Raw genomic sequence first — 20,600 nt, 5'->3', positions numbered from 1 at the left:
CGACATCCGTCAACAAGAAGGGGAATGCCATGAACGAAAGCTCCATCAAGGCCGGCCTGACAGCCGGAATGAACCGCCGCTATTTCCTGCAGGTCACCGGCGGAGGCCTGGTAACCGCGACCGCGCTCGGCGCCTCGGGTTATCTTTCCCGGGCGCAGGCCGCGACCTATGAGAAGTTCACCTGGATCTCGCCGCGCGGCACGCTGGAAGTGCTTGACGACTATCCCTATTGGGCTGCCAGGAAGATGGGCTATTTCGGCGACCTCAATACCGACATGCAGCCCGGCCCCTCGGACGGCACCGCTACGGTGAAATTCGTCGATGTCGGCCAGGCCGACATGGGCTTCCCGTCGCCCGGCGTGTTCTCCTTCGCCATCCAGAACGGCATGAAGCTGACGTCGGTGTTCCACATGGGCGCACGCGACACCTTCAGCTTCGCCTTCCGCAAGGGTGAGGGCTCGAGCGACCTGAAGGCGCTGGAGGGCAAGACGGTGCTGCTCGGCTCCGCCGCCTGGCAATCGATCACAGATCCGCTGCTCGCCTCCCAGGGCGTCGATATCAAGAAGGTGAAATATGTCGAGGCCGGCTGGCCGACCTGGGGCACCGCGCTTGCCGGCGGCCAGGGCGATGCCGCTTTGTCCTGGGAGGGGCTGCGCGCCGAATGGATCGCGACCGGCCTCAAATTCGACTACTGGCTCGGCGTGCAGAAATCGAGGCTGCCGGCCAACACCTTCGTCGTGCGGACCGCCGACCTCGAAGATCCGGACCGCAAGGCCTTTCTCGAGAAATATCTGCGCGGCTGGGCCATGGGCCTCGAATTCGGCTATCAGAACCCGCGCGCCGCGGTCGAAGCCGTGTTCGAGCAGTTCCCCACGCTCGCCAAGAATCTCGGACCGCAGCTCGGCACCACGTCCATACTGCAGCAGATCAACGTCTTCCGCGGCGACATGGACAAGCGCAGCGGTTGGGGCTGGCACGACATGGCGAGCTGGCAGGGCTTCTTCGACGAGATCCACAAAATCGGCCAGATCACCAACCCGGTGAAGGCCGAGGATGTCTGCACCAACGATCTGATCGCGCCGGCCAACGACTTCGACAAGGCCAAGGTGAAGGCCGACGCCGACGGCTACCAGCTCTCGGAAGGCTTCACCGCGCTCGATGTCGAGAACATCAAGGCGCATATGTTCGACGACGCCGTCTGAGGCAGGAATGCATCTCGGGCGGACGGCCCTTGCCGTCCGCCCGGCCGATAGCCGCAGCGACCGGCGCCGCGCGCATCCGCCACATGAAAGAGGCGACGTTGGGCCGGCCTGACGTTGTCGTGACTGCGATTGCAGCAATCAGGAGGAAAGATTGTCCGACAAGGTAAAAGTCCTCGTGGTCGGCCTCGGCAATATGGGGGCCTCGCACGCCAGCGCCTATCACCGGCTCGACGGGTTCGAGATCGTCGGCTTGATGAGCCGCTCCATCAAGAGCAAGAAGATCCCGGCGGAGCTTTCCGGCTATCCGCTCTATGAGGATTTCGACGAGGCCTTGAAGGAGGCCAGACCCGACGCCGTCTCCATCAACAGCTGGCCCAACACCCATGCCGAATATGCGCTGAAGGCGATCGACGCCGGCTGCCATGTCTTCATGGAAAAGCCGCTCGCCACCAACATCGAGGATGCCGAGAAGGTGGTCGCGGCTGCGCGCGCCAGGAACTGCAAACTGGTGCTCGGCTATATCCTGCGCGTCCACCCGTCCTGGATAAAGTTCATCGAAATGGGCAAGACGCTTGGCAAGCCGCTGGTGATGCGCCTCAACCTCAACCAGCAGAGCAGCGGCCCGGCCTGGCACTGGCACAAGAACCTGATCGATTCGCTGATCCCCATCGTCGATTGCGGCGTCCACTATGTCGACGTCATGTGCCAGCTGACGGGGGCCAGGCCCGTGCGGGTGCACGGCATCGGCGCGAAGCTCTGGCCCGAGGCAGCCAAGCAGAATTACGGCCATCTGCACGTCACCTTCGACGACGGATCGGTCGGCTGGTACGAGGCCGGATGGGGCCCGATGATGAGCGAGATCGCCTATTTCGTGAAGGATGTGGTCGGCCCCGAGGGCGCGGTCTCGATCGTCGCCGGCCAGTCGGAAAGTGCTGCCAAGGACGCGGACGAAGTGTCCGACTCGGCCGACATCGACCGCCACACCAAGACCGATGCCATCAAGATCCACCACGCCAAGGTCGATGCGGACAAGAACTTCGCCAAGCCGGACGAGATCTTCAGCATGGAGGACGAGCCCGGCCACCAGGAGCTGTGCGATCGCGAGCAGCAATTCTTCCTGCGCGCCATCCGCGAGGACCTCGATCTGTCGGAATCGATGGATGCCGCGGTGAACAGCCTGCGCATCGTGCTCGCCGCCGAGCAAAGCATCGAAGAGCGGCGCGCCATCGATCTGGCCTGACACAAGCCCCCGGCTGCATCAGCGCGGTTGCGGCCGGGTGTGATCAGTTCCGTTCACGAACGGCAAGGCGGGAGGAAGCGTCAGGCCGTGCCTCAGGCACGACCGCTGCTGGAACGCATCGATAGGGACGCGCGACAAGCGCTCTGACATTTTGGGTCGACGCATCGTGCTCTGCGAAGATCGGGAACGATTTTCGGAGCAATGCGGCAGGAGGAGAGAAGACCATGGCCACCGTCACCGACAGCTTGCTGAAGACCTATGCCGAGTCCGATGCGCTCGGCCTTGCCGGCCTCGTGAGGCGCAAGGAGGTTTCGCCGGCCGAACTCGTCGAGGCCGCCGCCACACTGATCGACCGGCTGAACCCCAGCCTCAACGCGGTCATCCACCGCCTCTACGACATGGGGCGCGCCGCGGCCGCCACGATCGACCGCGACGCTCCTCTGGCCGGAGTGCCCTTCCTGCTGAAGGAACTGGCGTCGTCCTGGACAGGCGCGCCCAACACCAACGCCTCGGTCTATTTCAAGGACTTCGTCGCGACCTTCGACACCGAGGCCGTGCGGCGCATGAAGGCGGCCGGCCTCAATCTGGTCGGCAAATCGAACGCGCCGGAGAACGGCTGGTCGATCTCCACCGAGCCGAAGCTCTATGGGGCGACACGCAACCCCTGGAAGGCCGACATCACTGCCGGCGGGTCGAGCGGCGGCACGGCGGCGGCGGTCGCCGCGCGGATGGTGCCGATCGGTGAGGCGAGCGACGGTGCGGGGTCCATCCGCATCCCGGCATCGTGCTGCGGCGTCGTCGGGCTGAAGCCCTCGCGCGGACGGGTCACGCTCGCCCCTTTCGGCGACTTCTGGTACGGCGGCGCCTATTTCCTGTGCTGCTCGCGCACAGTGCGCGACACCGCCGCCTATCTCGATGCATTGGCGGGCGCCCTGCCGGGCGACCCCTACACACCGCCGACACCTGGTGAGAGCTGGATTTCCCTCTCGGCCAAGGCGCCGAAGAAGCTGCGCATCGGCTACACGGTCACCCCGCCCAACGGCACGCCGGTCGGCACCGAGCCCAAGGCCGCCGTGCTCGCCGCGGCGAAGGCGCTCGAGGCGCTCGGCCATGAGGTCGAGGAGCACGACATGGCGCTCGATACCAATGCGGCCTGGAAGACCTATACCGACATGACCTGTGTCCAGACCGCAGCGATGTTCGCCGCGTCCGAGCAGTTCGTCGGGCGGCCGGTCACGAAGAACGACGTCGAGCCGGTGACCTGGGCGATCATCGAGCGCGGCCGCGCAACCGGCGGCATCGCCCACATCGCCGATGTCGAGCAGATCCGTCAGTTGAGCCGCGCCATCGCCGGCGACCTCGCGCCATACGATCTGTTCGTCACGCCGACGCTCACGCAGCTGCCGCGCCCGGTCGGCTACTACGACATGTCGGAAACCGATCTCGACCGCTACAATGCGAAATGGACAGACTCCGTCTTCGCCTTCCCCTTCAACATCTCTGGCCAGCCCGCCATATCGCTGCCGCTGCACTGGACGGCGGACGGCATCCCGGTCGGCGTGCAGATGGTCGGCCGCTACGGCGACGAAGCGACAGTGCTGGCGGCATCCGTGCAGCTCGAGCAGCAGATGCCGTGGAAAGACCGCCGCCCGCCGGTGAGCGCGTAGGAGACGATCGCAGGTTGGCGCCGCCAGTGATGCCGGCATCATCTCGGATGCGTCCCTTCGAGGCTCGCCCGCGAAGGTAGGTCCGCCAACAGTCAGTTCCCAGCGGGCCTGCACCCCAGGGTGAGGCCCTGTGGCGCCGGGGCCGCACAACCGGGAAGCACCGAGGTCGGACGAGGATATGGCACCACGGGTCCTCATCCTGAGGTGCGAGCCCGCAAGGCGTCGCCGGGAAAGCGCATACCCGGCGAGGGCGGGACGCACCCCGGAAGAGGCCGGCATCAGGCGCCAGCCTGCGAAGTTCATGCGGCGTCCAGACTACTTCAGCGAGCGCGGAGCCTCGACCGTCTGATACATCGAGATGGTATGGCCATCGGGATCGGCGATCTCGGACGACCATCCCCCGGGAGCGTGGCTCACCGGGGTGACGATGGTGGCACCCTTGGCGGCAAGGCCTGCGACGACATCGTCGATGCCGCCGTCGGGCAGGTCGAAGACCACGATCGGCGAATTGCCGGGCCGCGATTCCATCTTGAAGAAGATCAGGTCGACGTCGTTGGCGGTCCTGGCGATCAGCCAGCTATTGCCTTCGCCGTCATCCTCCATGCGCTGGACCTCCAGGCCGAGCACGTCGCGATAGAAGGCTTCGGTCCTGTCGATGTCGGAGACATAGTAGCAGATGGTGCCGATGCGGCTCTTGCCGAACATGTGCCTACTCCTTGTTGGCGGTTGAACATTACTCCTGTTGCCGTCGGATCGGATTTCGTGAGCGGCCGATGACAAAAATATGCCCGTCGGGATCATGGCTGGCGAGGAAGGCCCCTTCGCGGCGCACCAGCTTGAGCAGGGATCGCCGGATTCGGCCGAAAGCCAGCGCCCCGGCGAGGCCGGGGATCTCCTCGAAGCGATGACCGCCGGCGGCGCGCCAGCGCCGCTTGATGTCGGCGATGCGTTGCCGCAGGGCCGGGTCCGAGAGGTTCTGGAGCCAAGCGATCTCCTGCCTGTTGTGGCCGGTCAGCGCGAGCAGCGCGGTGGTACGCAGTGCCGCAGGAAGCTGCGTCACGAAGCGTGTCGGCAGGACGTCCCGCTCGGCCGGCTCGACAGTTGCTGCCGGCGCGCAAAGCGTTTCACGTCGCCGGCGCCTGATCGCCGAACGGGCATCGAAGGCGGCGCGCTTGCGCAGGGCCCCTTCGAGCCAGCGCCGGTTCCCGATGTCGGAGAGGTCCGTGCGCCCCGCTTCCAAGGCCGCGAGCAGGATTGTCTGCAGCAGGTCCTCGGCCTCGTCGGCCCTTCGCGTGCTGCGCTTCGCCTGGCGCAGCAGTTCGGCATAGGGCCGGCGCAGCGATTGCAGCGAGGCCGTCATATGAACAGCGCCCTTTCGCGCTCCACCGCCTTGCCGATAAAGGCCGCGACAAGCTGGACGCGGCGCATCGGTCGCACGCTCTCGTGATAGACCAGCCAGTAGGCCCGGCGTATGGGCGGTATCGCCGACACCGGCACCAGCTCGTCATGCATGCGGGCGATGAAGGCGTGCAGGATGCCGATGCCCGCGCCCGAGCGCACCGCCTCCACCTGGCCGAGGGCAGACGAGATGCCGAACCCGGCATTCCAGGACGGGCTGAATTCGGCGGCATAGTCGAGCGACGGGCTGATGACGAGGTCGGGCACATAGCCGACGAGACGATGCTGGCCGAGTTCGGCCGCGTCGCGCGGCAGGCCGTGCGCCGCGGCGTAACCGCGGGAGGCGTAGAGGCGGAGCGAATAGTCGACCAGCTTGGCCGCGACCAGCCGGCCTTCGAGCGGCCGCTCGACGGTGATCGCGATGTCGGCCTCGCGCCGCGACAACGAGAAGGAGCGCGGCACCGGCACGAGCTGGATGGTCAGGTCGCGATGCTGGGCGGTCAGCGCGCCGAGCCTCGGCGCCAGGAAGGTCACGCCGAAGCCGTCGGGCGCGCCGATCCGCACCGTCCCCGAAATATCGTCGCCTTCACCGGTAATCTCGGCCCGCGCCGCGATCATGTCGGCTTCCATGCGCTCGGCCACCGAAAGGAATCTCTCGCCCGCCGGCGTGAGCTCGCTGCCGGTTGTGAGGCGGCGGAACAGCTTCGCCTTCAGCGCCTGTTCCAGCGCCGCGATGCGCCTCGAGACCGTGGCATGGTTGAGTTCGAGGCGACGCGACGCGCCGAGTATCTGTCCGGAACGGGCAACGGCAAGGAAGACGCGGACGTCATCCCAATTCATGTTGGAAGCCTCCCGTCCATCCTCGGAACTGGTTCGCCGAGCCCCGCGCAAACCAGGAGCACCGCAAGCTACCATTTGCGACAAATGATGCACAGAGTCTTCCGGTCCTATATTTTCCGCACAACGGATGCGATTCCCCTCGCGTTGCCAAGCGTCGCGCGAAGGCAGACAATGAAGCCAGCCTCGAACCGGGCAAGTCAGCCAATCAGGGAGAGAAACGATGGTCGAATACGGTCATTTCATCGGCGGCAAGCGCGTCGCCGGCACCAGCGGCCGCAGCCAAGACGTCATGCAGCCGATGGACGGCTCGGTGCGCGGCACGGTCGCGCTCGCTTCCGCAGCGGAGCTCAGGGCGGCGGTCGAGAATGCCAAGGCGGCACAGCCGGCCTGGGCGGCGACCAATCCGCAGCGCCGGGTACGCGTGCTCATGAAGTTCCTGGAACTGGTCAATCGCGAATATGACGAGCTCGCCGAGTTGCTGGCCCGCGAGCACGGCAAGACAATCGCCGACGCCAAGGGCGACATCCAGCGCGGCCTCGAGGTCGTCGAAGTCTGCATCGGCGCACCGCATATGATGAAGGGCGAGTTCACCGACGGCGCCGGCCCTGGCATCGACGTCTACTCCATGCGCCAGCCGCTCGGCGTCGTGGCCGGCATCACCCCCTTCAACTTCCCGGCGATGATCCCGCTGTGGAAGATCGCTCCGGCGATCGCCTGCGGCAACGCCTTCATCCTTAAGCCGTCGGAGCGCGATCCCGGCGTGCCGCTGAGGATCGCCGAGCTGTTCCTCGAGGCCGGCCTTCCGGCTGGCGTGCTCAATGTCGTCAACGGCGACAAGGAAGTGGTCGACGCCATCCTCGACGATCCCGACATCAAGGCCGTAGGCTTCGTCGGCTCGACCCCGATCGCGCACTACATCTACAGCCGCGGCTGTGCCGCCGGAAAGCGCGTGCAGTGCTTCGGCGGCGCCAAGAACCACATGATCATCATGCCCGACGCCGACATGGACCAGACCGTCGACGCCCTCATCGGCGCCGGCTACGGCTCGGCCGGTGAGCGCTGCATGGCGATCTCGGTGGCCGTCCCCGTCGGCAAGGAGACGGCGGACCGGCTCGTCGAGCGGCTCGTTCCTCGCGTCGAGAGCCTGAAGGTCGGACCGTCGACCGATTCCTCGGCCGACTTCGGACCGCTGGTAACCCGGCAGGCGCTGGAGCGCGTGAAGGGTTACGTCGATCTCGGCGTCAAGGAAGGCGCCAAACTCGTCGTCGACGGACGCGGCTTCACCATGCAGGGCTACGAGAACGGCTTCTATATGGGCGGCTGCCTGTTCGACGAAGTGACGCCTGACATGCGCATCTACAAGGAAGAGATTTTCGGCCCAGTGCTCTCGGTCGTGCGCGCCCCGACCTACGAAAACGCCATCAAGCTCGCCAACGAGCACGAATATGGCAACGGCGTCGCCATCTTCACCCGCGACGGCGATGCCGCGCGTGACTTCGCCAGCCGCGTCCAGGTCGGCATGGTCGGCGTCAACGTGCCGATCCCGGTGCCGATCGCCTACTACACCTTCGGCGGCTGGAAGGGTTCGGGCTTCGGCGACCTCAACCAGCATGGCTCGGATGCCTTCCGCTTCTACACCAAGACCAAGACGGTCACCTCGCGCTGGCCGTCGGGCATCAAGGACGGGGCGGAGTTCGTCATTCCGACGATGAACTAACGCCCGACGCTTCCTCGGTTGCGTGTCCTCGCCGCAAGGCGGCTGCGGGCGCGCGGCGGGGGCATCAAGGACGGGGCGGAGTTCGTCATTCCGACGATGAACTAACGCCCGACGCTTCCTCGGTTGCGTGTCCTCGCCGCAAGGCGGCTGCGGGCGCGCAGCGGGGGCATCAAGGACGGGGCGGAGTTCGTCATTCCGACGATGAACTAACACCCGACGCTTCCTCGGTTGCGCGTCCTCGCCGCAAGGCGGCTGCGGGCGCGCGGCGGGGGCATCAAGGACGACGGAGTTCGTCATTCCGACGATGAACTGAATTTCGATCTGGTTGATTTCCTCAACGGCCTGGGCCTTCGCCTGGGCCGTTTCCGTTCGTGCCGTAGAGCCGATGTGTTCCAGCTAAATCTTTCGTGATGGAACATGCGCCGAGCGGACCGGATTAGCGTTTGTCGGCATCGGCCGACAGCCAGCAACGCAGCGCCGCAGGGAGATGTCGATATGACACGCGCACCCTTGATTTTCATGACCGCCGCCGCGGTACTGTCGTCGGGAGCGGCCTTCGCCCAGCCTCCGACCTGCGGCCCGCGTGACGCGCTCGCCAGGAGCCTCGCCGAACAATACCGCGAGAAGCCGCAGGCGATCGGCGTCGTCGACGCCAAGACCGTCGTCGAGGTCTTCGTTTCGGAGGCGGGCACGTGGACCATCATCGCGTCCGACACGGACGGAAACAGTTGCGTCGTTTCGGCGGGCGAAGGATGGGACAACGCCGCTGTTGTCGCTCGGCTTCCCGATGGCTGAGCGAGCGTCCATCGGCGCCCGGTTCACGCGGCTCTTGCGGTTTGCCGGGCGCAACACCATATATAGGAACATAAAGGGAACATTGTTCCCGATTGTCAGACCGGAAATGGAAGGAGCGACGGGAATGAAGACGTCGACACCGGCCTGGATCGTTTCGGTGGGGTGAGGACGCCGGATAGTGCCTCGCTTTGCCGGAGCGTGATGGCAAAGGAGGTGCCTTATGGCACGTTTTTCATTGACAAGATGGATCGGCTTCGCAGTGGCGGTGGCCGTCGTATCTCCTTCCGCCGCTCATGCGCAAGTGATCTGCCTCGATCGTACAGCCCTGGTCGACAGCCTTTCCGCGAGGCTTCACCAGCGGCAGTTCGGGTACGGTATCGTCAGCGACACCGTGGTTGTCGAACTCTACACCGCGCCCGACGGCAGTTGGACGGTCGTCATGACCGACGTGTCAGGCAGGGCCTGTATCCTGGCGATCGGCCAGGGATGGCAGACCACACTCCCGGCCCCGGGGGACGATGCCTGATCATCGCTAGGGGATCGGACCCGAATGCGGATACCCGTTCGCGCGTCCGGCCGCTCTGGCCTCACCGCCCGGCCGCGACCTCCGCGTGGAGGCGCAGCAGCGCCATCAGATGCTCCGCCTTGAGGGCGGCGGAGTTCTCGTCGCCCTCCACGATGGCCCGGATCAGCGCGACATGCAGCTCGGCGGATTCCGCAAGACCGGTCTCGGCCTTGTAGCGGAACCAGAACCTGCGGCTATGGGTCTGGAGCGGCGCGGCCATGCGCGCCGCGAAGGGATTGTCGGCCGCGCGCGCCATCACCTCGTCGAGCGCCTTGTCGGCCTCCAGAAAGGCGATAACGTCACCCGCGACGACGGCATTGTGCATGGCGAGCGCGGCGCGCTGGAAATCACCCGCCGCCTCGCGCCGCACGAAGCGGGCAGCGGAACGGGCGAGCACGATCTCGAGCCCGCGGCGGGCATCGATCACACGCAGCCAATCGCTCGCATGGAGCGGCGCGATGGCAAGTCCGGCGCGCGGACGGATGTCGACCAGCCCCTCCCAGGCGAGCCGCTGAAGCGCCTCGCGCACCGGCGTCCGGCCGAGCCCGATGCGCTCGATGAGCGCTCCCTCGGTCGCGACACTGCCAGGTGCCAGCTCAAGCGTGACGATCATGCGCTCCAGCGCGCGATAGGCTTTCGCCGCCACAGGCTCGAAGGCGCTCGTTGGAATTTCGTCGGCCAAGCTGCTTAGTCCACGCGACACTCGATTGATATATCAGGCCCTATACCAGCCGACGCCGACGCTTGACAACAGTCTGTGCAATGAGATATATCAGCAATATATCAGAAGGAGAGCAATCATGTGGGCCGGTGTATTCCCCGCAGTCACGACCAAGTTCACCATGGACGACCAGCTCGACCATGCCGAGATGGAGCGCTGCTTCGGCCTGATGATGGATGCGGGCTGCGACGGCATCATCGTCTGCGGCTCGCTCGGCGAAGGGCCGATGCTCTCGCATGACGAGAAGCTCGAGGTTTTTGCAACCGCGCGCAGGGTCGCCGCCGGCAAGCCCGTTCTGGTCACCGTCAACGAAGCCGCAACGCGCGATGCAGCCGCGCTCGCCAGGCGGGCGGCCAAGGCCGGGGCCGACGGCCTCATGGTCGTGCCGAGCCCGATCTACCACACCAACGAGCAGGAGACGGTGGCCACGCTCCGCGCCGTCGCCGAAGCCGGCGACCTGCCCGTCATGATCTACTCCAACCGGCTCGCCTATCGCGTCGACGTCACCGTCGACCTCATGGAGGAGCTCGCCGCCGACAAGCGCTTCGTCGCCGTGAAGGAATCGTCCGACGACATCCGCCGCTCGACCGAGATCATCAACCGCCTTGGCGACCGCTACGACCTGTTCACCGGCGTCGACAACCTTGCCTTCGAGGCCCTGTCGGTCGGCGCCATCGGCTGGGTCGCCGGCCTGGTCACCGCCTTCCCGCGCGAGACGGTCGCGATCTACAAGCTCATGAAGCAGGGACGCCGCGAGGAGGCGCTTTCGATCTATCGCTGGTTCCGGCCGCTGCTCGACCTCGACGTCTCGACCTATCTCGTCCAGAACATCAAGCTGGCGGAAGTGCACGCGCTGGGCTCCAACGACCGCGTGCGCATGCCGCGCCAGCCGTTGGCGGGCGAGCGCCGGGCCAAGGTGGAGAAGGTCATCAAGGACGCGCTCGCCGTTCGTCCGGAACTGCCGCGCTTCTGACCGGTCAGCAATCGACGGAGCGCCTCTCATGCCCCCTCACCCGGCCTGCGTGGAGCCTGTCCTCGGGCTTGCCGCAGGACAGGCTCCATCAAGGCCGGGCGAGGGGGCGGCGACGGCCACGCAACGCGCATGACAACCGATAGCCATCCCGACATCATCGTCATCGGCGCCGGCATCGTCGGCATCGGCGCCGCCGCCTTTCTCGCCGAGGCCGGCCACAAGGTCACGGTCATCGACCGCACCGGCATCTGCGAGGAGACCAGTTCCGGCAATGCCGCAGCTTTCGCCTTCTCCGACGTACTGCCGCTCGCCCACAAGGGCATGATCGGACAGGTGCCGAAATGGCTCGCCGATCCGCTCGGGCCGCTATCCATTCCCCCCGCCTATCTGCCGAAGCTGCTGCCCTGGCTGTTCCGTTTCTGGCGGGCCGGATCGAGTGCGTCCTATGAACGGAGCCTCGGCGCGCAGGCCGCGCTGATGAGGCTCGCCGAGGTCGAATGGATGGACCTCTTGGACCGCTCGGCCACGCGCGGCATGCTGCGCGAGGACGGCTCGCTGGAGCTCTATGAAAGCGAGGCCGAGTTCCGGTCGTCGCTTCCAGGCTGGGCCGTGCGCGACCGCTTCGGCATTTCCTATCGTCACCTGGAAGCGCATGAGCTGCCGGACTACCAGCCCGGTCTCGCCGGAACCTTCTCGCGCGGCACCTTCGTGCCCCATTGGAAGACGGTAGGCGACCCGAAGCTTTTCGGCCAGGCGATCTGGAGTTACGCTGAACGGAACGGCGCGACCTTCATGCGCGGCGACGTCGGCCTGGCCATGCAGGCGAAGGACGATCGCGTGCTCGTCCAGCTTCGCGAGGGCCGCACGCTCACGACCCGGCGGCTGGTGATCGCCGCCGGCGCATGGTCGCATCGGCTGGCCCGTCATTTCGGTGACCGCATTCCGCTCGAGACGGAACGCGGCTACAACACGACCCTGCCGAAGAAGGCGTTCGACGTCAGGCGTCAGCTCATCTTCTCGGGCCACGGCTTCGTCATCACCCCGCTCGACACGGGCCTGCGCGTCGGCGGCGCCGTCGAGTTCGGCGGCCTCGACCGGCCGCCCAATTTCGCCCGCTCGAAGGCCATGCTGGCAAAGGCTCAACGCTTCCTGCCCGGACTTGATGCAAGAGGCGGACGCGAGTGGATGGGCTTTCGCCCGTCGCTGCCCGATTCCCTTCCCGTGATTGGCCGCTCGCGCAACGACGCCAAGGTGCTCTACGCCTTCGGCCATGGCCATCTCGGTTTGACGCAGGCAGCAGCGACGGGGCGATTGATCCGCGATCTCGTGATGGGGCAGACTCCGCCGATGGATTTGTCGCCGTTCGATCCGCAACGCTTCCATGGCCGATAGAGCGACCGACTGCCGGACGATCGGCAAGGCAGTCGGAGTGCGCGATTGCGCCACGCCGTCGGCGCGAAGAGCCGGGCAGCAAAGGGCGCCGGCGATTGAGGCAATGCGAATGCGTGGGCATCCACCTGGCCCGGGTGCCGGCATCCAGGCATACTGATAGAAGAGGCATCGAGGCATCATGGCGCGTCACACCTTTACCTGTATCGATGGGCATACCTGCGGCAATCCGGTCCGGCTCATCGCCGGTGGCGGGCCGCTGCTCGACGGCTCCAGCATGATGGAGCGCCGCGCCCACTTCCTCGCCGAGTTCGACTGGATCCGCACCGGCCTGATGTTCGAGCCGCGTGGCCACGACGTCATGTCCGGCTCGATCCTCTATCCGCCGACCCGGCCCGATTGCGACGTCGCGATTCTGTTCATCGAGACGTCGGGCTGCCTGCCCATGTGCGGCCACGGCACGATCGGCACGGTGACCATGGCCATCGAGAACGGCCTGGTGAAGCCGAAGACGCCGGGCGTCCTGCGCCTCGACACGCCCGCCGGCCTCGTCGTCGCGGAATACAGCCAGGTCGGCGAATATGTCGAGGAAGTGCGCATCACCAACGTGCCGTCCTTCCTCTACGCGGAAGGGCTGACCGTCGACTGCCCCGTGCTCGGCGAGATCAGCGTCGACGTCGCCTATGGCGGCAATTTCTACGCCATCGTCGAACCACAGGAGAACTATCGCGACATGGCCGATCACTCGGCCGGCGACCTGATCGCCTGGAGCCCGATAGTGCGCGAGCGGCTCAACGAGAAATACTCCTTCGTCCATCCCGGGAATCCCGCCATCAACCGCCTGTCGCATATGCTTTGGACCGGCAAGCCGCTCGATCCGCAGGCCCATGCGCGCAACGCCGTGTTCTACGGCGACAAGGCGATCGACCGCTCGCCGTGCGGCACCGGCACCTCGGCGCGCATGGCGCAGCTCCATGCCAAGGGGCGGCTGAAGGCCGGCGACGATTTCGTGCACGAATCGATCATCGGCTCGCTGTTCAAGGGCCGCGTCGAAAGCGAGACGACGGTCGCCGGCAGGTCCGCCATCGTCCCCTCGATCGGCGGCTGGGCACGCATGACCGGCTACAACACGATCTTCATCGACGACCGCGATCCCTTCGCGCACGGCTTCGTAGTCAAATAGTATAATGCCATCGGTCGATAAGATGCCCGTTGGCGCGAAGCCAGGCGGCCCGGAGGGGCCGCGCCGGCGATTGCGCCAGCATTCACCGGGCCCGGATATGTCAGATCCAGTGCCGTTGGCATTAATGTCTAGACATAGCGGCGAGGGCAATCGCTTGCCTTGCGCAAACTTTCCCCACTGATGGCCCGATGCGAAGCGAAATCTTCGAAATTGCGCCGAAAAACCGACCCATTCGTCAAGGACATTGCCTTGGGCCAATGCTAGCTTCCGCGATAGTCCAAGAGCCGGAAGACGCAAAACACAAGGCCGGCCTTGACGCTTGGGAACGCGTCCATCGAGCAAATTTGACGTTGCAATCCGGGCTCGAGACTTTAGGACTAGGAGAAATTACGAAAGGAATGCGACCGCGAGGCGACATTCCCAGGGGAGCGGCCTACACATGGAATACTTCGTCCAGCAGCTTATCAACGGGCTGACGCTGGGATCGATCTATGGGCTGATCGCGATCGGCTACACGATGGTCTACGGCATCATCGGCATGATCAACTTCGCCCATGGCGACGTCTTCATGATCGGCGCCTTCATCGCCCTGATCGTCTTCCTCATCCTCGTCAGCCTGTTCTACGCTGTTCCGGTGGCGATCGCGCTGCTGATCATGATGATCGTGGCGATGCTTCTGACCAGCCTCTACAACTGGACGATCGAGAAGGTTGCCTACCGGCCGCTGCGCGGTTCGTTCCGCCTCGCGCCGCTGATCACCGCGATCGGCATGTCGATCGTGCTGTCGAACTTCGTGCAGGTCACGCAGGGCCCGCGCAACAAGCCCATCCCGCCGATGGTCTCGCAGACCTACAGCATCGGCGGCATCACCATTTCGCTGAAGCAGATCATCATCGTGGTGGTTACCGCCGCGCTCCTGGCGGTGTTCTGGTATCTGGTCAACAGGACGGCCCTCGGCCGCGCGCAACGCGCCTGCGAACAGGACCGCAAGATGGCGGCGCTGCTCGGCATCGACGTCGACCGCACGATCTCCATCACCTTTATCATGGGCGCGTCTCTCGCGGCCGTCGCCGGGACGCTGTTCCTGATGTACTATGGCGTGGTGGTTTTCTCGGACGGCTTCGTTCCGGGTGTGAAGGCATTCACCGCCGCAGTGCTCGGCGGCATCGGCTCGATCCCCGGAGCGGTGCTTGGCGGTCTGTTGATCGGCTTCATCGAGAGCATGTGGTCGGCCTATTTCTCCATCGACTACAAGGACGTCGCGGCCTTCTCGATCCTCGCGATCGTGCTGATCTTCCTGCCCTCCGGCATCCTCGGCCGGCCTGAAGTCGAAAAGGTCTGACGCCATGGTCGCCATAACGGACGCCCGCGCCGACACCGCCAACCTCTATGCCCGCGCGGTCCGCGAGGCCATCTATGCCGGCGCCATTGCGTTCGGCCTGTTCGTGCTCCTCGTCGGGCTGAAGACCGACCAGAACATCCGCAACGAGCTCATCCTGGTCCAGCGCTGGGGACTGCTCGCGATCGTGGTCGGCCTGGTCATGGTCGGCCGCTTCGTCGCCATCGCCTTCGTGCAGCCGGCGATCGCGCGCGCCAAGGCCCAGCGGGCCGCGGCGCCCGCCGTCGTGGCCGAGCCGGGCTTCGTAAGCCGTAACTTCAGCAAGCTCGCCATCGTCGCCCTCCTCCTCTACCCGGTGGTCGTCGTATCGCTCGTCGGCTTCCAGGGATCGCTGAAGTGGGTCGACAATTTCGGCATCCAGATTCTCATCTATGTGATGCTGGCCTGGGGCCTCAATATCGTGGTCGGCCTCGCCGGCCTGCTCGACCTCGGCTATGTCGCCTTCTACGCCGTCGGCGCCTATGCCTATGCGCTGCTCGGCACCCATTTCGGCTGGTCGTTCTGGATCCTGCTGCCGGCCGCCGGCATCATGGCGGCGTTCTGGGGCGTCATCCTCGGCTTCCCCGTGCTCAGGCTGCGCGGCGACTATCTGGCGATCGTGACGCTCGCCTTCGGCGAGATCATCCGCCTGGTGCTGATCAACTGGCGCGAGGTCACCAACGGCTCGGCCGGCATCTCCGGCGTGCCGAAAGTGAGCTTCTTCGGCCTCTTCACCTTCAACGTCTCCGACCCCAACTATGTCGCCAAGGTGTTCGGCATCGCCCAGTCGGGTGCCTATTACAAGATCTTCCTCTACTACCTGATCCTGGCGCTGGCGCTGCTGACGGCATTCGTGACTATCCGGCTGCGCCGCATGCCGGTTGGCCGCGCCTGGGAAGCGCTGCGCGAGGACGAGATCGCCTGCCGCTCGCTCGGCATCAACACCACCAACACCAAGCTGACCGCCTTCGCCATCGGCGCGATGTTCGGCGGCTTCGCGGGGGCCTTCTTCGCTGCCCGGCAGGGTTTCGTCAGCCCCGAGTCCTTCGTGTTCCTGGAATCGGCGATCATCCTGGCCATCGTAGTCCTGGGCGGCATGGGCTCGCTGCCGGGCATCGCAGTCGCGGCGGTGGTGATGGTCGGCGGCACCGAGATCCTGCGCGAGATGGAATTCCTGAAGATCATCTTCGGCCAGGGTTTCACGCCCGAGCTCTACCGCATGCTGCTGTTCGGCCTCGCCATGGTGATCGTCATGATCTGGAAGCCGCGCGGCTTCGTCGGCAGCCGCGAACCGACCGCGTTCCTGCACAAGCGCAAGGCGGTCTCGAGCTCCTTCACCAAGGAAGGCCACGGCTGATGGACACGACGACGACGCACCCGATCCTCAAGGTCGATCATCTGTCGATGAAGTTCGGCGGCCTGATCGCCATTGGAGACCTGTCCTTCGAGGCCAAGCGCGGCGAGATCACCGCGCTGATCGGCCCCAACGGCGCCGGCAAGACCACGGTCTTCAACTGCATCACCGGCTTCTACAAGCCGAGCGAGGGCATGATCACGCTGACCGGCCGCGACGGCGGGCAGTTCCTGCTGGAGCGCATGCCCGACTTTCAGATCACCGCGCACGCGAAGGTCGCGCGAACCTTCCAGAACATCCGCCTGTTCTCCGGCATGACGCTGCTCGAGAACCTTCTCGTGGCGCAGCACAACATGCTGATGAAGGCGTCGGGCTTCACGGTACTCGGCCTGCTCGGCATCGGCGGCTACAAGAAGGCCTCGCGTGAATCGGTCGAGCTCGCCCAGTTCTGGCTGGAGAAAGCGCAGCTGATCGATCGCGCCGACGATGCCGCGGGCGACCTGCCCTATGGCGCGCAGCGGCGCCTGGAGATTGCGCGCGCCATGTGCACGGGGCCGGAGCTGCTCTGTCTCGACGAGCCCGCCGCCGGCCTCAACCCGCGTGAATCGCTGGCGCTCAACGCGCTGCTCAACGACATCAAGGACACCACCGGCACCTCGATCCTGCTGATCGAGCACGACATGTCGGTGGTCATGCAAATCTCCGACCATATCGTCGTGCTGGAATACGGGCGCAAGATCTCCGACGGCGACCCCGACTCCGTGAAGCACGACCCGCGCGTCATCGCCGCCTATCTCGGCGTCGACGACGAGGAGATCACCGAAGTGCTGACCGAGGTCGGCGACGAGCACGTGATCCAGGAGCTCGACGTCGAGCCGGATCCCGCGCATGGGCCGAGCGCGTCGTCGTCGATGTTGGCCGGCGCGGTTTCCGACACGATCGGCCACGCCGACCCGCAGGGCGAATTCGTGAAGGTCTCGCCAGGGGCCTCGCGGGCGGAACTTGCCGAGGAACATGCCAAACGGCAGGCCGAGGCGAAGGCGGCCGAGGCCGCGAAGACAGCCAGCGCACCAAAGACGGCGGCGCCCAAACGGGCTGCGAAAGCGAAGACCTCCGGGAAGGCTCCGGCGGCGAAGACATCCGCCGCGCAACCCTCATCGACGCCGAAGGCACCCGTGCCGACCAAGGCGGCGCCGAAAGCGGCAACCGCTTCGAAACCGGCGGCGAAAGCCAAGGCTCCCGAGAGCGCCGCGGCAGTGAAGCCGCCCCGGGCGAAGGTCGCCCCGGCGCCGAAGACGTCGGCCACAAAGGCCGCCGCGGCGCCGAAACCCGTTGCAGCCAAGCCGCAGGCAAAGGCGAGCCCGGCGCCCGCTGCCTCGGCCACGGTCTCGAACAGGCTGCCGGCGCCGCGCGGCGGCAGGCCCGACGATCTGCTGCTCATAAAGGGCATCGGGCCGGTCAACGCGAAGAAGCTCAATGAGCACGGCATCTTCCATTTCGACCAGATCGCTGCCTGGAAGAAGGCCGACATCGTCGCGGCCGAGGCTTATCTCGCCTTCGACGGCCGCATAGCGCGCGAAGACTGGGTCGGCCAGGCGAAGAAACTGGCGAAGGCTCCGGCCGGGGTCGCGAAACGCGGGGGACGTAAATAATGGCCGCAGGCCCACTTCTCAGCGTCAGGGGCGTCGAGACCTACTACGGCAACATCCGCGCCCTGAGCGGTGTCGATGTCAGCGTCGAGCAGGGCGAGATCGTTGCGCTCATCGGCGCCAACGGCGCCGGCAAGTCGACGCTGATGATGACCATCTTCGGCAGTCCGCGGGCGCGTTCCGGCACCATCACCTTCGCGGGCGCCGACATCACCCAACTGCCGACCCATGAGATCGCGCGGCTCAGGATCGCCCAGTCGCCCGAGGGACGGCGCATTTTCCCGCGCATGACGGTGCTGGAGAACCTGCAGATGGGCGCCAGCCTCGACAACCTCAAATATTTCGACGAGGACGCCGAGAAGATCTTCGCGCTTTTTCCCAGGCTCAAGGAACGCATCTCGCAGCGCGGCGGCACGCTTTCGGGCGGCGAGCAGCAGATGCTGTCGATCGGCCGGGCGCTGATGGCGCGACCGAAGCTGCTCTTGCTCGACGAGCCGTCGCTTGGCCTCGCGCCATTGATCGTCAAGCAGATCTTCGACGCCATCAAGGAACTCAACCGGTCTCAGGGGCTCACCGTGTTCCTGGTCGAGCAGAACGCCTTCGGCGCTCTGAAGCTCGCCAATCGCGGCTACGTCATGGTCAACGGCAAGGTGACGATGAGCGGCACGGGCAAGGATCTCCTCGCCGATCCCGAAGTGCGCGCCGCCTATCTCGAGGGCGGGCGCCACTGATCCGGAGGAATGTGGAACATGCAGGGTATTCTTTACGAGGAAGCTTCCTTCTGGCAGTTCGTCTTTGTCACCTGTGTCCTGGGGGGCGGGGCGGCGTGGATGACGGGGCGGGCCTGCGCCCAGACATGGCGCCCGTATCGGGCGCTCGTCGTCTACCTCCTGGTGCTCGGCATCGCGGTGCGCTTCATCCATCACGCACTGTTCGAAGGCACCATGTTCACGGCACAGTTCTACATCGTCGATACGATCGTGCTGCTCGTCGTCGGCACACTCGGCTATCGCTTCACACGCACCAGCCAGATGGTGACGCAATATCACTGGCTCTATGAAAGAGCCTCGTTGCTGAGCTGGAAGACAAAGGGCTGATGGGAACCAGCCGCCAAGAATCGCGTCCGATTCCGCCAAGATGAATCGGGCGTGACAACTGCCTGAAAATCGGCAAACTTACCACTTCTGCGATAGGGTGGGCATCGCTGAAAGTGTCATCCACGCCCACTCAGCCAATGGGAGTGTATCAATGAAGAAGTCACTGTTGTCCGCGGTTGCGCTGACGGCGCTCGTAGCGTTCGGCGGCAGCGCGTGGGCCGACATCATGGTCGGTGTCGCGGGTCCGATCACCGGGCCGAACGCCGCCTTCGGCGCGCAGCTGCAGAAGGGCGCCGAGCAGGCCGCCGCCGACATCAATGCGGCCGGCGGCATCAACGGCGAGCAGATCAAGGTGGTGATCGGCGACGACGTCTCCGACCCGAAGCAGGGCATCTCGGTGGCCAACAAATTCGTCGCCGACGGCGTGAAGTTCGTGGTCGGCCATTTCAACTCGGGCGTGTCGATCCCTGCATCCGAGGTCTATGCCGAAAACGGCATCTTCCAGATCACGCCGGCCTCGACCAACCCGACCTTCACCGAACGCGGCCTGTGGAACACCTTCCGCACCTGCGGCCGCGACGACCAGCAGGGCGCCGTGGCCGGCGCCTATCTGGCGGAGAACTTCAAGGACGCCAAGGTCGCGGTCATCCACGACAAGACGCCTTACGGTCAGGGCCTCGCCGACGAGACCAAGAAGGCGCTCAATGGCGCCGGCGTCACCGAAGCCATGTACGAAGGCATCAATATCGGCGACAAGGACTTCTCGGCCCTGATCGCCAAGATGAAGGAAGCTGGCGTGTCGGTCGTCTACTACGGCGGCCTGCACACCGAAGCCGGCCTGATGATGCGCCAGCTCGCCGATCAGGGCCTGAAGGCGACCTTCATGTCGGGGGACGGCATCGTGTCGAACGAGCTCGCTTCGATCGCCGGCGACGCCGTCAACGGCACGCTGATGACCTTCGCGCCGGATCCGCGCAAGAACCCGGCCGCGAAGGAGATCGTCGAGAAGTTCCGCGCCGCCGGCTTCGAACCGGAAGCCTATACGCTCTACGCCTACGCCGCGCTGCAGGTCATCGCCGAGGGCGCCAAGGCCGCCGGCGACACCGACCCGCAGACGGTCGCCGAAGCAATCAAGGCCAAGGGGCCGTTCAAGACCGCCATCGGCGAGCTCGGCTTCGACGCCAAGGGCGACATCACCCGTCCGGACTACGTCATGTATGAATGGAAGAAGGGTGACGACGGCAAGTACAGCTACTTCGAGAAATAAGCCGATCCAGCACGGCTGACCAAGATGCCCGGCGTATCCGCGCCGGGCATTCTCTTTGTGGGCGGATCGCCCGGCTTAATTCGTTTGCACTGCAGCATTTTCCGGCTAATCATGCGCTGTCCCTGACGCCAAGCAGGCTTGCGTGGCCTCGCCCCGCTCCACCTG

At 65.4% G+C, this 20,600-nt stretch carries 19 protein-coding genes; 15 read left to right on the top strand and 4 right to left on the bottom strand.

Annotated elements, in window-relative coordinates:
* The first annotated feature begins 29 nt into the window (after positions 1 to 29).
* The 3 genes from JN280_RS07480 (at position 30) to JN280_RS07470 (ending at position 4,109) form a co-directional block, all read left to right on the top strand.
* Positions 30 to 1,202, top strand: coding sequence for an ABC transporter substrate-binding protein (locus JN280_RS07480; protein WP_202311143.1), 1,173 nt, complete (start codon positions 30 to 32; stop codon positions 1,200 to 1,202).
* A gap of 151 nt (positions 1,203 to 1,353) precedes the next feature.
* Positions 1,354 to 2,442 (top strand): Gfo/Idh/MocA family protein, encoded by a 1,089-nt coding sequence (locus tag JN280_RS07475; RefSeq protein WP_202311142.1) that lies wholly within the window; start codon positions 1,354 to 1,356, stop codon positions 2,440 to 2,442.
* Between the two features lie 224 nt (positions 2,443 to 2,666).
* Entirely contained in the window at positions 2,667 to 4,109 is a 1,443-nt protein-coding gene (locus JN280_RS07470; protein ID WP_202311141.1) for an amidase, read from the top strand.
* Between the two features lie 315 nt (positions 4,110 to 4,424).
* Here JN280_RS07470 and JN280_RS07465 read toward each other — a convergent pair whose 3' ends face one another.
* From JN280_RS07465 to JN280_RS07455, 3 genes are read right to left on the bottom strand one after another with little or no spacing between them, the layout of a single operon-like run.
* The gene (locus JN280_RS07465; protein WP_202311138.1) at positions 4,425 to 4,814 is read right to left on the bottom strand and encodes a VOC family protein; all 390 of its coding nucleotides are present in this window, start codon (positions 4,812 to 4,814) and stop codon (positions 4,425 to 4,427) included.
* A 28-nt stretch (positions 4,815 to 4,842) separates the two neighbouring features.
* Positions 4,843 to 5,469, bottom strand: a complete 627-nt coding sequence (locus tag JN280_RS07460) for a transcriptional regulator (RefSeq protein ID WP_202311136.1) — start codon at positions 5,467 to 5,469, stop codon at positions 4,843 to 4,845.
* Complete coding sequence (locus tag JN280_RS07455; protein WP_202311134.1) at positions 5,466 to 6,347, bottom strand: LysR family transcriptional regulator; 882 nt, start codon at positions 6,345 to 6,347, stop codon at positions 5,466 to 5,468. Before JN280_RS07455 ends, JN280_RS07460 begins: the two co-directional genes overlap by 4 nt.
* Positions 6,348 to 6,567: 220 nt before the next feature.
* Between JN280_RS07455 and JN280_RS07450 the strand changes: the two genes are divergently transcribed.
* From JN280_RS07450 to JN280_RS07440, 3 genes are all read left to right on the top strand, one after another.
* A complete protein-coding gene (locus JN280_RS07450) occupies positions 6,568 to 8,064 on the top strand; it encodes a CoA-acylating methylmalonate-semialdehyde dehydrogenase (RefSeq protein ID WP_202311133.1) in 1,497 nt (498 codons plus the stop codon).
* A 495-nt stretch (positions 8,065 to 8,559) separates the two neighbouring features.
* Complete coding sequence (locus JN280_RS07445) at positions 8,560 to 8,859, top strand: hypothetical protein (protein ID WP_202311132.1); 300 nt, start codon at positions 8,560 to 8,562, stop codon at positions 8,857 to 8,859.
* Positions 8,860 to 9,079: 220 nt separating this feature from the next.
* A complete protein-coding gene (locus JN280_RS07440; protein WP_202311131.1) occupies positions 9,080 to 9,385 on the top strand; it encodes a hypothetical protein in 306 nt (101 codons plus the stop codon).
* A 61-nt stretch (positions 9,386 to 9,446) separates the two neighbouring features.
* Here the strand turns inward: JN280_RS07440 and JN280_RS07435 are convergent, their stop codons facing one another.
* Positions 9,447 to 10,106 carry a GntR family transcriptional regulator gene (locus tag JN280_RS07435; RefSeq protein ID WP_244743074.1) on the bottom strand — a complete coding sequence of 220 codons (660 nt, stop codon included), beginning with the start codon at positions 10,104 to 10,106 and terminating at the stop codon, positions 9,447 to 9,449.
* A gap of 118 nt (positions 10,107 to 10,224) precedes the next feature.
* Between JN280_RS07435 and JN280_RS07430 the strand changes: the two genes are divergently transcribed.
* From JN280_RS07430 to JN280_RS07390, 9 genes are all read left to right on the top strand, one after another.
* Positions 10,225 to 11,118, top strand: coding sequence for a dihydrodipicolinate synthase family protein (locus tag JN280_RS07430; RefSeq protein WP_202311130.1), 894 nt, complete (start codon positions 10,225 to 10,227; stop codon positions 11,116 to 11,118).
* A gap of 129 nt (positions 11,119 to 11,247) precedes the next feature.
* Positions 11,248 to 12,510, top strand: a complete 1,263-nt coding sequence (locus JN280_RS07425) for an NAD(P)/FAD-dependent oxidoreductase (RefSeq protein WP_202311129.1) — start codon at positions 11,248 to 11,250, stop codon at positions 12,508 to 12,510.
* A gap of 178 nt (positions 12,511 to 12,688) precedes the next feature.
* Complete coding sequence (locus JN280_RS07420; RefSeq protein WP_202311128.1) at positions 12,689 to 13,690, top strand: 4-hydroxyproline epimerase; 1,002 nt, start codon at positions 12,689 to 12,691, stop codon at positions 13,688 to 13,690.
* A 439-nt stretch (positions 13,691 to 14,129) separates the two neighbouring features.
* On the top strand, positions 14,130 to 15,032 hold the full coding sequence (locus JN280_RS07415) for a branched-chain amino acid ABC transporter permease (RefSeq protein ID WP_202311127.1): 903 nt from the start codon (positions 14,130 to 14,132) through the stop codon (positions 15,030 to 15,032).
* Positions 15,033 to 15,036: 4 nt separating this feature from the next.
* The gene (gene livM, locus JN280_RS07410; protein ID WP_202311125.1) at positions 15,037 to 16,425 is read left to right on the top strand and encodes a high-affinity branched-chain amino acid ABC transporter permease LivM; all 1,389 of its coding nucleotides are present in this window, start codon (positions 15,037 to 15,039) and stop codon (positions 16,423 to 16,425) included.
* Positions 16,425 to 18,074 (top strand): ATP-binding cassette domain-containing protein, encoded by a 1,650-nt coding sequence (locus JN280_RS07405; RefSeq protein WP_202311123.1) that lies wholly within the window; start codon positions 16,425 to 16,427, stop codon positions 18,072 to 18,074. Before livM ends, JN280_RS07405 begins: the two co-directional genes overlap by 1 nt.
* Entirely contained in the window at positions 18,074 to 18,802 is a 729-nt protein-coding gene (locus JN280_RS07400; protein WP_202311121.1) for an ABC transporter ATP-binding protein, read from the top strand. The genes JN280_RS07405 and JN280_RS07400 overlap by 1 nt, the downstream gene beginning before the upstream one ends.
* Positions 18,803 to 18,820: 18 nt before the next feature.
* Positions 18,821 to 19,168 carry a DUF6867 family protein gene (locus JN280_RS07395; RefSeq protein WP_202311119.1) on the top strand — a complete coding sequence of 116 codons (348 nt, stop codon included), beginning with the start codon at positions 18,821 to 18,823 and terminating at the stop codon, positions 19,166 to 19,168.
* Between the two features lie 151 nt (positions 19,169 to 19,319).
* Positions 19,320 to 20,435: a branched-chain amino acid ABC transporter substrate-binding protein gene (locus tag JN280_RS07390; RefSeq protein ID WP_202311117.1), complete on the top strand. Its 1,116-nt coding sequence runs from the start codon at positions 19,320 to 19,322 to the stop codon at positions 20,433 to 20,435.
* The last annotated feature ends 165 nt before the right edge of the window (positions 20,436 to 20,600 follow it).

This window comes from Mesorhizobium sp. L-8-10 (assembly GCF_016756635.1).
GTDB lineage: Bacteria > Pseudomonadota > Alphaproteobacteria > Rhizobiales > Rhizobiaceae.
This window is presented reverse-complemented; position numbering and strand designations above follow the sequence as displayed.

Excerpts from the sequence above, each read along its gene's own strand:
- JN280_RS07480 (WP_202311143.1), top strand. The coding sequence starts at position 30 with ATGAACGAAAGCTCCATCAAGGCCGGCCTGACAGCCGGAATGAACCGC.
- JN280_RS07470 (WP_202311141.1), top strand. The coding sequence starts at position 2,667 with ATGGCCACCGTCACCGACAGCTTGCTGAAGACCTATGCCGAGTCCGAT.
- JN280_RS07465 (WP_202311138.1), bottom strand. The coding sequence starts at position 4,814 with ATGTTCGGCAAGAGCCGCATCGGCACCATCTGCTACTATGTCTCCGAC.
- JN280_RS07460 (WP_202311136.1), bottom strand. The coding sequence starts at position 5,469 with ATGACGGCCTCGCTGCAATCGCTGCGCCGGCCCTATGCCGAACTGCTG.
- JN280_RS07455 (WP_202311134.1), bottom strand. The coding sequence starts at position 6,347 with ATGAATTGGGATGACGTCCGCGTCTTCCTTGCCGTTGCCCGTTCCGGA.
- JN280_RS07450 (WP_202311133.1), top strand. The coding sequence starts at position 6,568 with ATGGTCGAATACGGTCATTTCATCGGCGGCAAGCGCGTCGCCGGCACC.
- JN280_RS07445 (WP_202311132.1), top strand. The coding sequence starts at position 8,560 with ATGACACGCGCACCCTTGATTTTCATGACCGCCGCCGCGGTACTGTCG.
- JN280_RS07440 (WP_202311131.1), top strand. The coding sequence starts at position 9,080 with ATGGCACGTTTTTCATTGACAAGATGGATCGGCTTCGCAGTGGCGGTG.
- JN280_RS07430 (WP_202311130.1), top strand. The coding sequence starts at position 10,225 with ATGTGGGCCGGTGTATTCCCCGCAGTCACGACCAAGTTCACCATGGAC.
- JN280_RS07425 (WP_202311129.1), top strand. The coding sequence starts at position 11,248 with ATGACAACCGATAGCCATCCCGACATCATCGTCATCGGCGCCGGCATC.
- JN280_RS07420 (WP_202311128.1), top strand. The coding sequence starts at position 12,689 with ATGGCGCGTCACACCTTTACCTGTATCGATGGGCATACCTGCGGCAAT.
- JN280_RS07415 (WP_202311127.1), top strand. The coding sequence starts at position 14,130 with ATGGAATACTTCGTCCAGCAGCTTATCAACGGGCTGACGCTGGGATCG.
- livM (WP_202311125.1), top strand. The coding sequence starts at position 15,037 with ATGGTCGCCATAACGGACGCCCGCGCCGACACCGCCAACCTCTATGCC.
- JN280_RS07405 (WP_202311123.1), top strand. The coding sequence starts at position 16,425 with ATGGACACGACGACGACGCACCCGATCCTCAAGGTCGATCATCTGTCG.
- JN280_RS07400 (WP_202311121.1), top strand. The coding sequence starts at position 18,074 with ATGGCCGCAGGCCCACTTCTCAGCGTCAGGGGCGTCGAGACCTACTAC.
- JN280_RS07395 (WP_202311119.1), top strand. The coding sequence starts at position 18,821 with ATGCAGGGTATTCTTTACGAGGAAGCTTCCTTCTGGCAGTTCGTCTTT.
- JN280_RS07390 (WP_202311117.1), top strand. The coding sequence starts at position 19,320 with ATGAAGAAGTCACTGTTGTCCGCGGTTGCGCTGACGGCGCTCGTAGCG.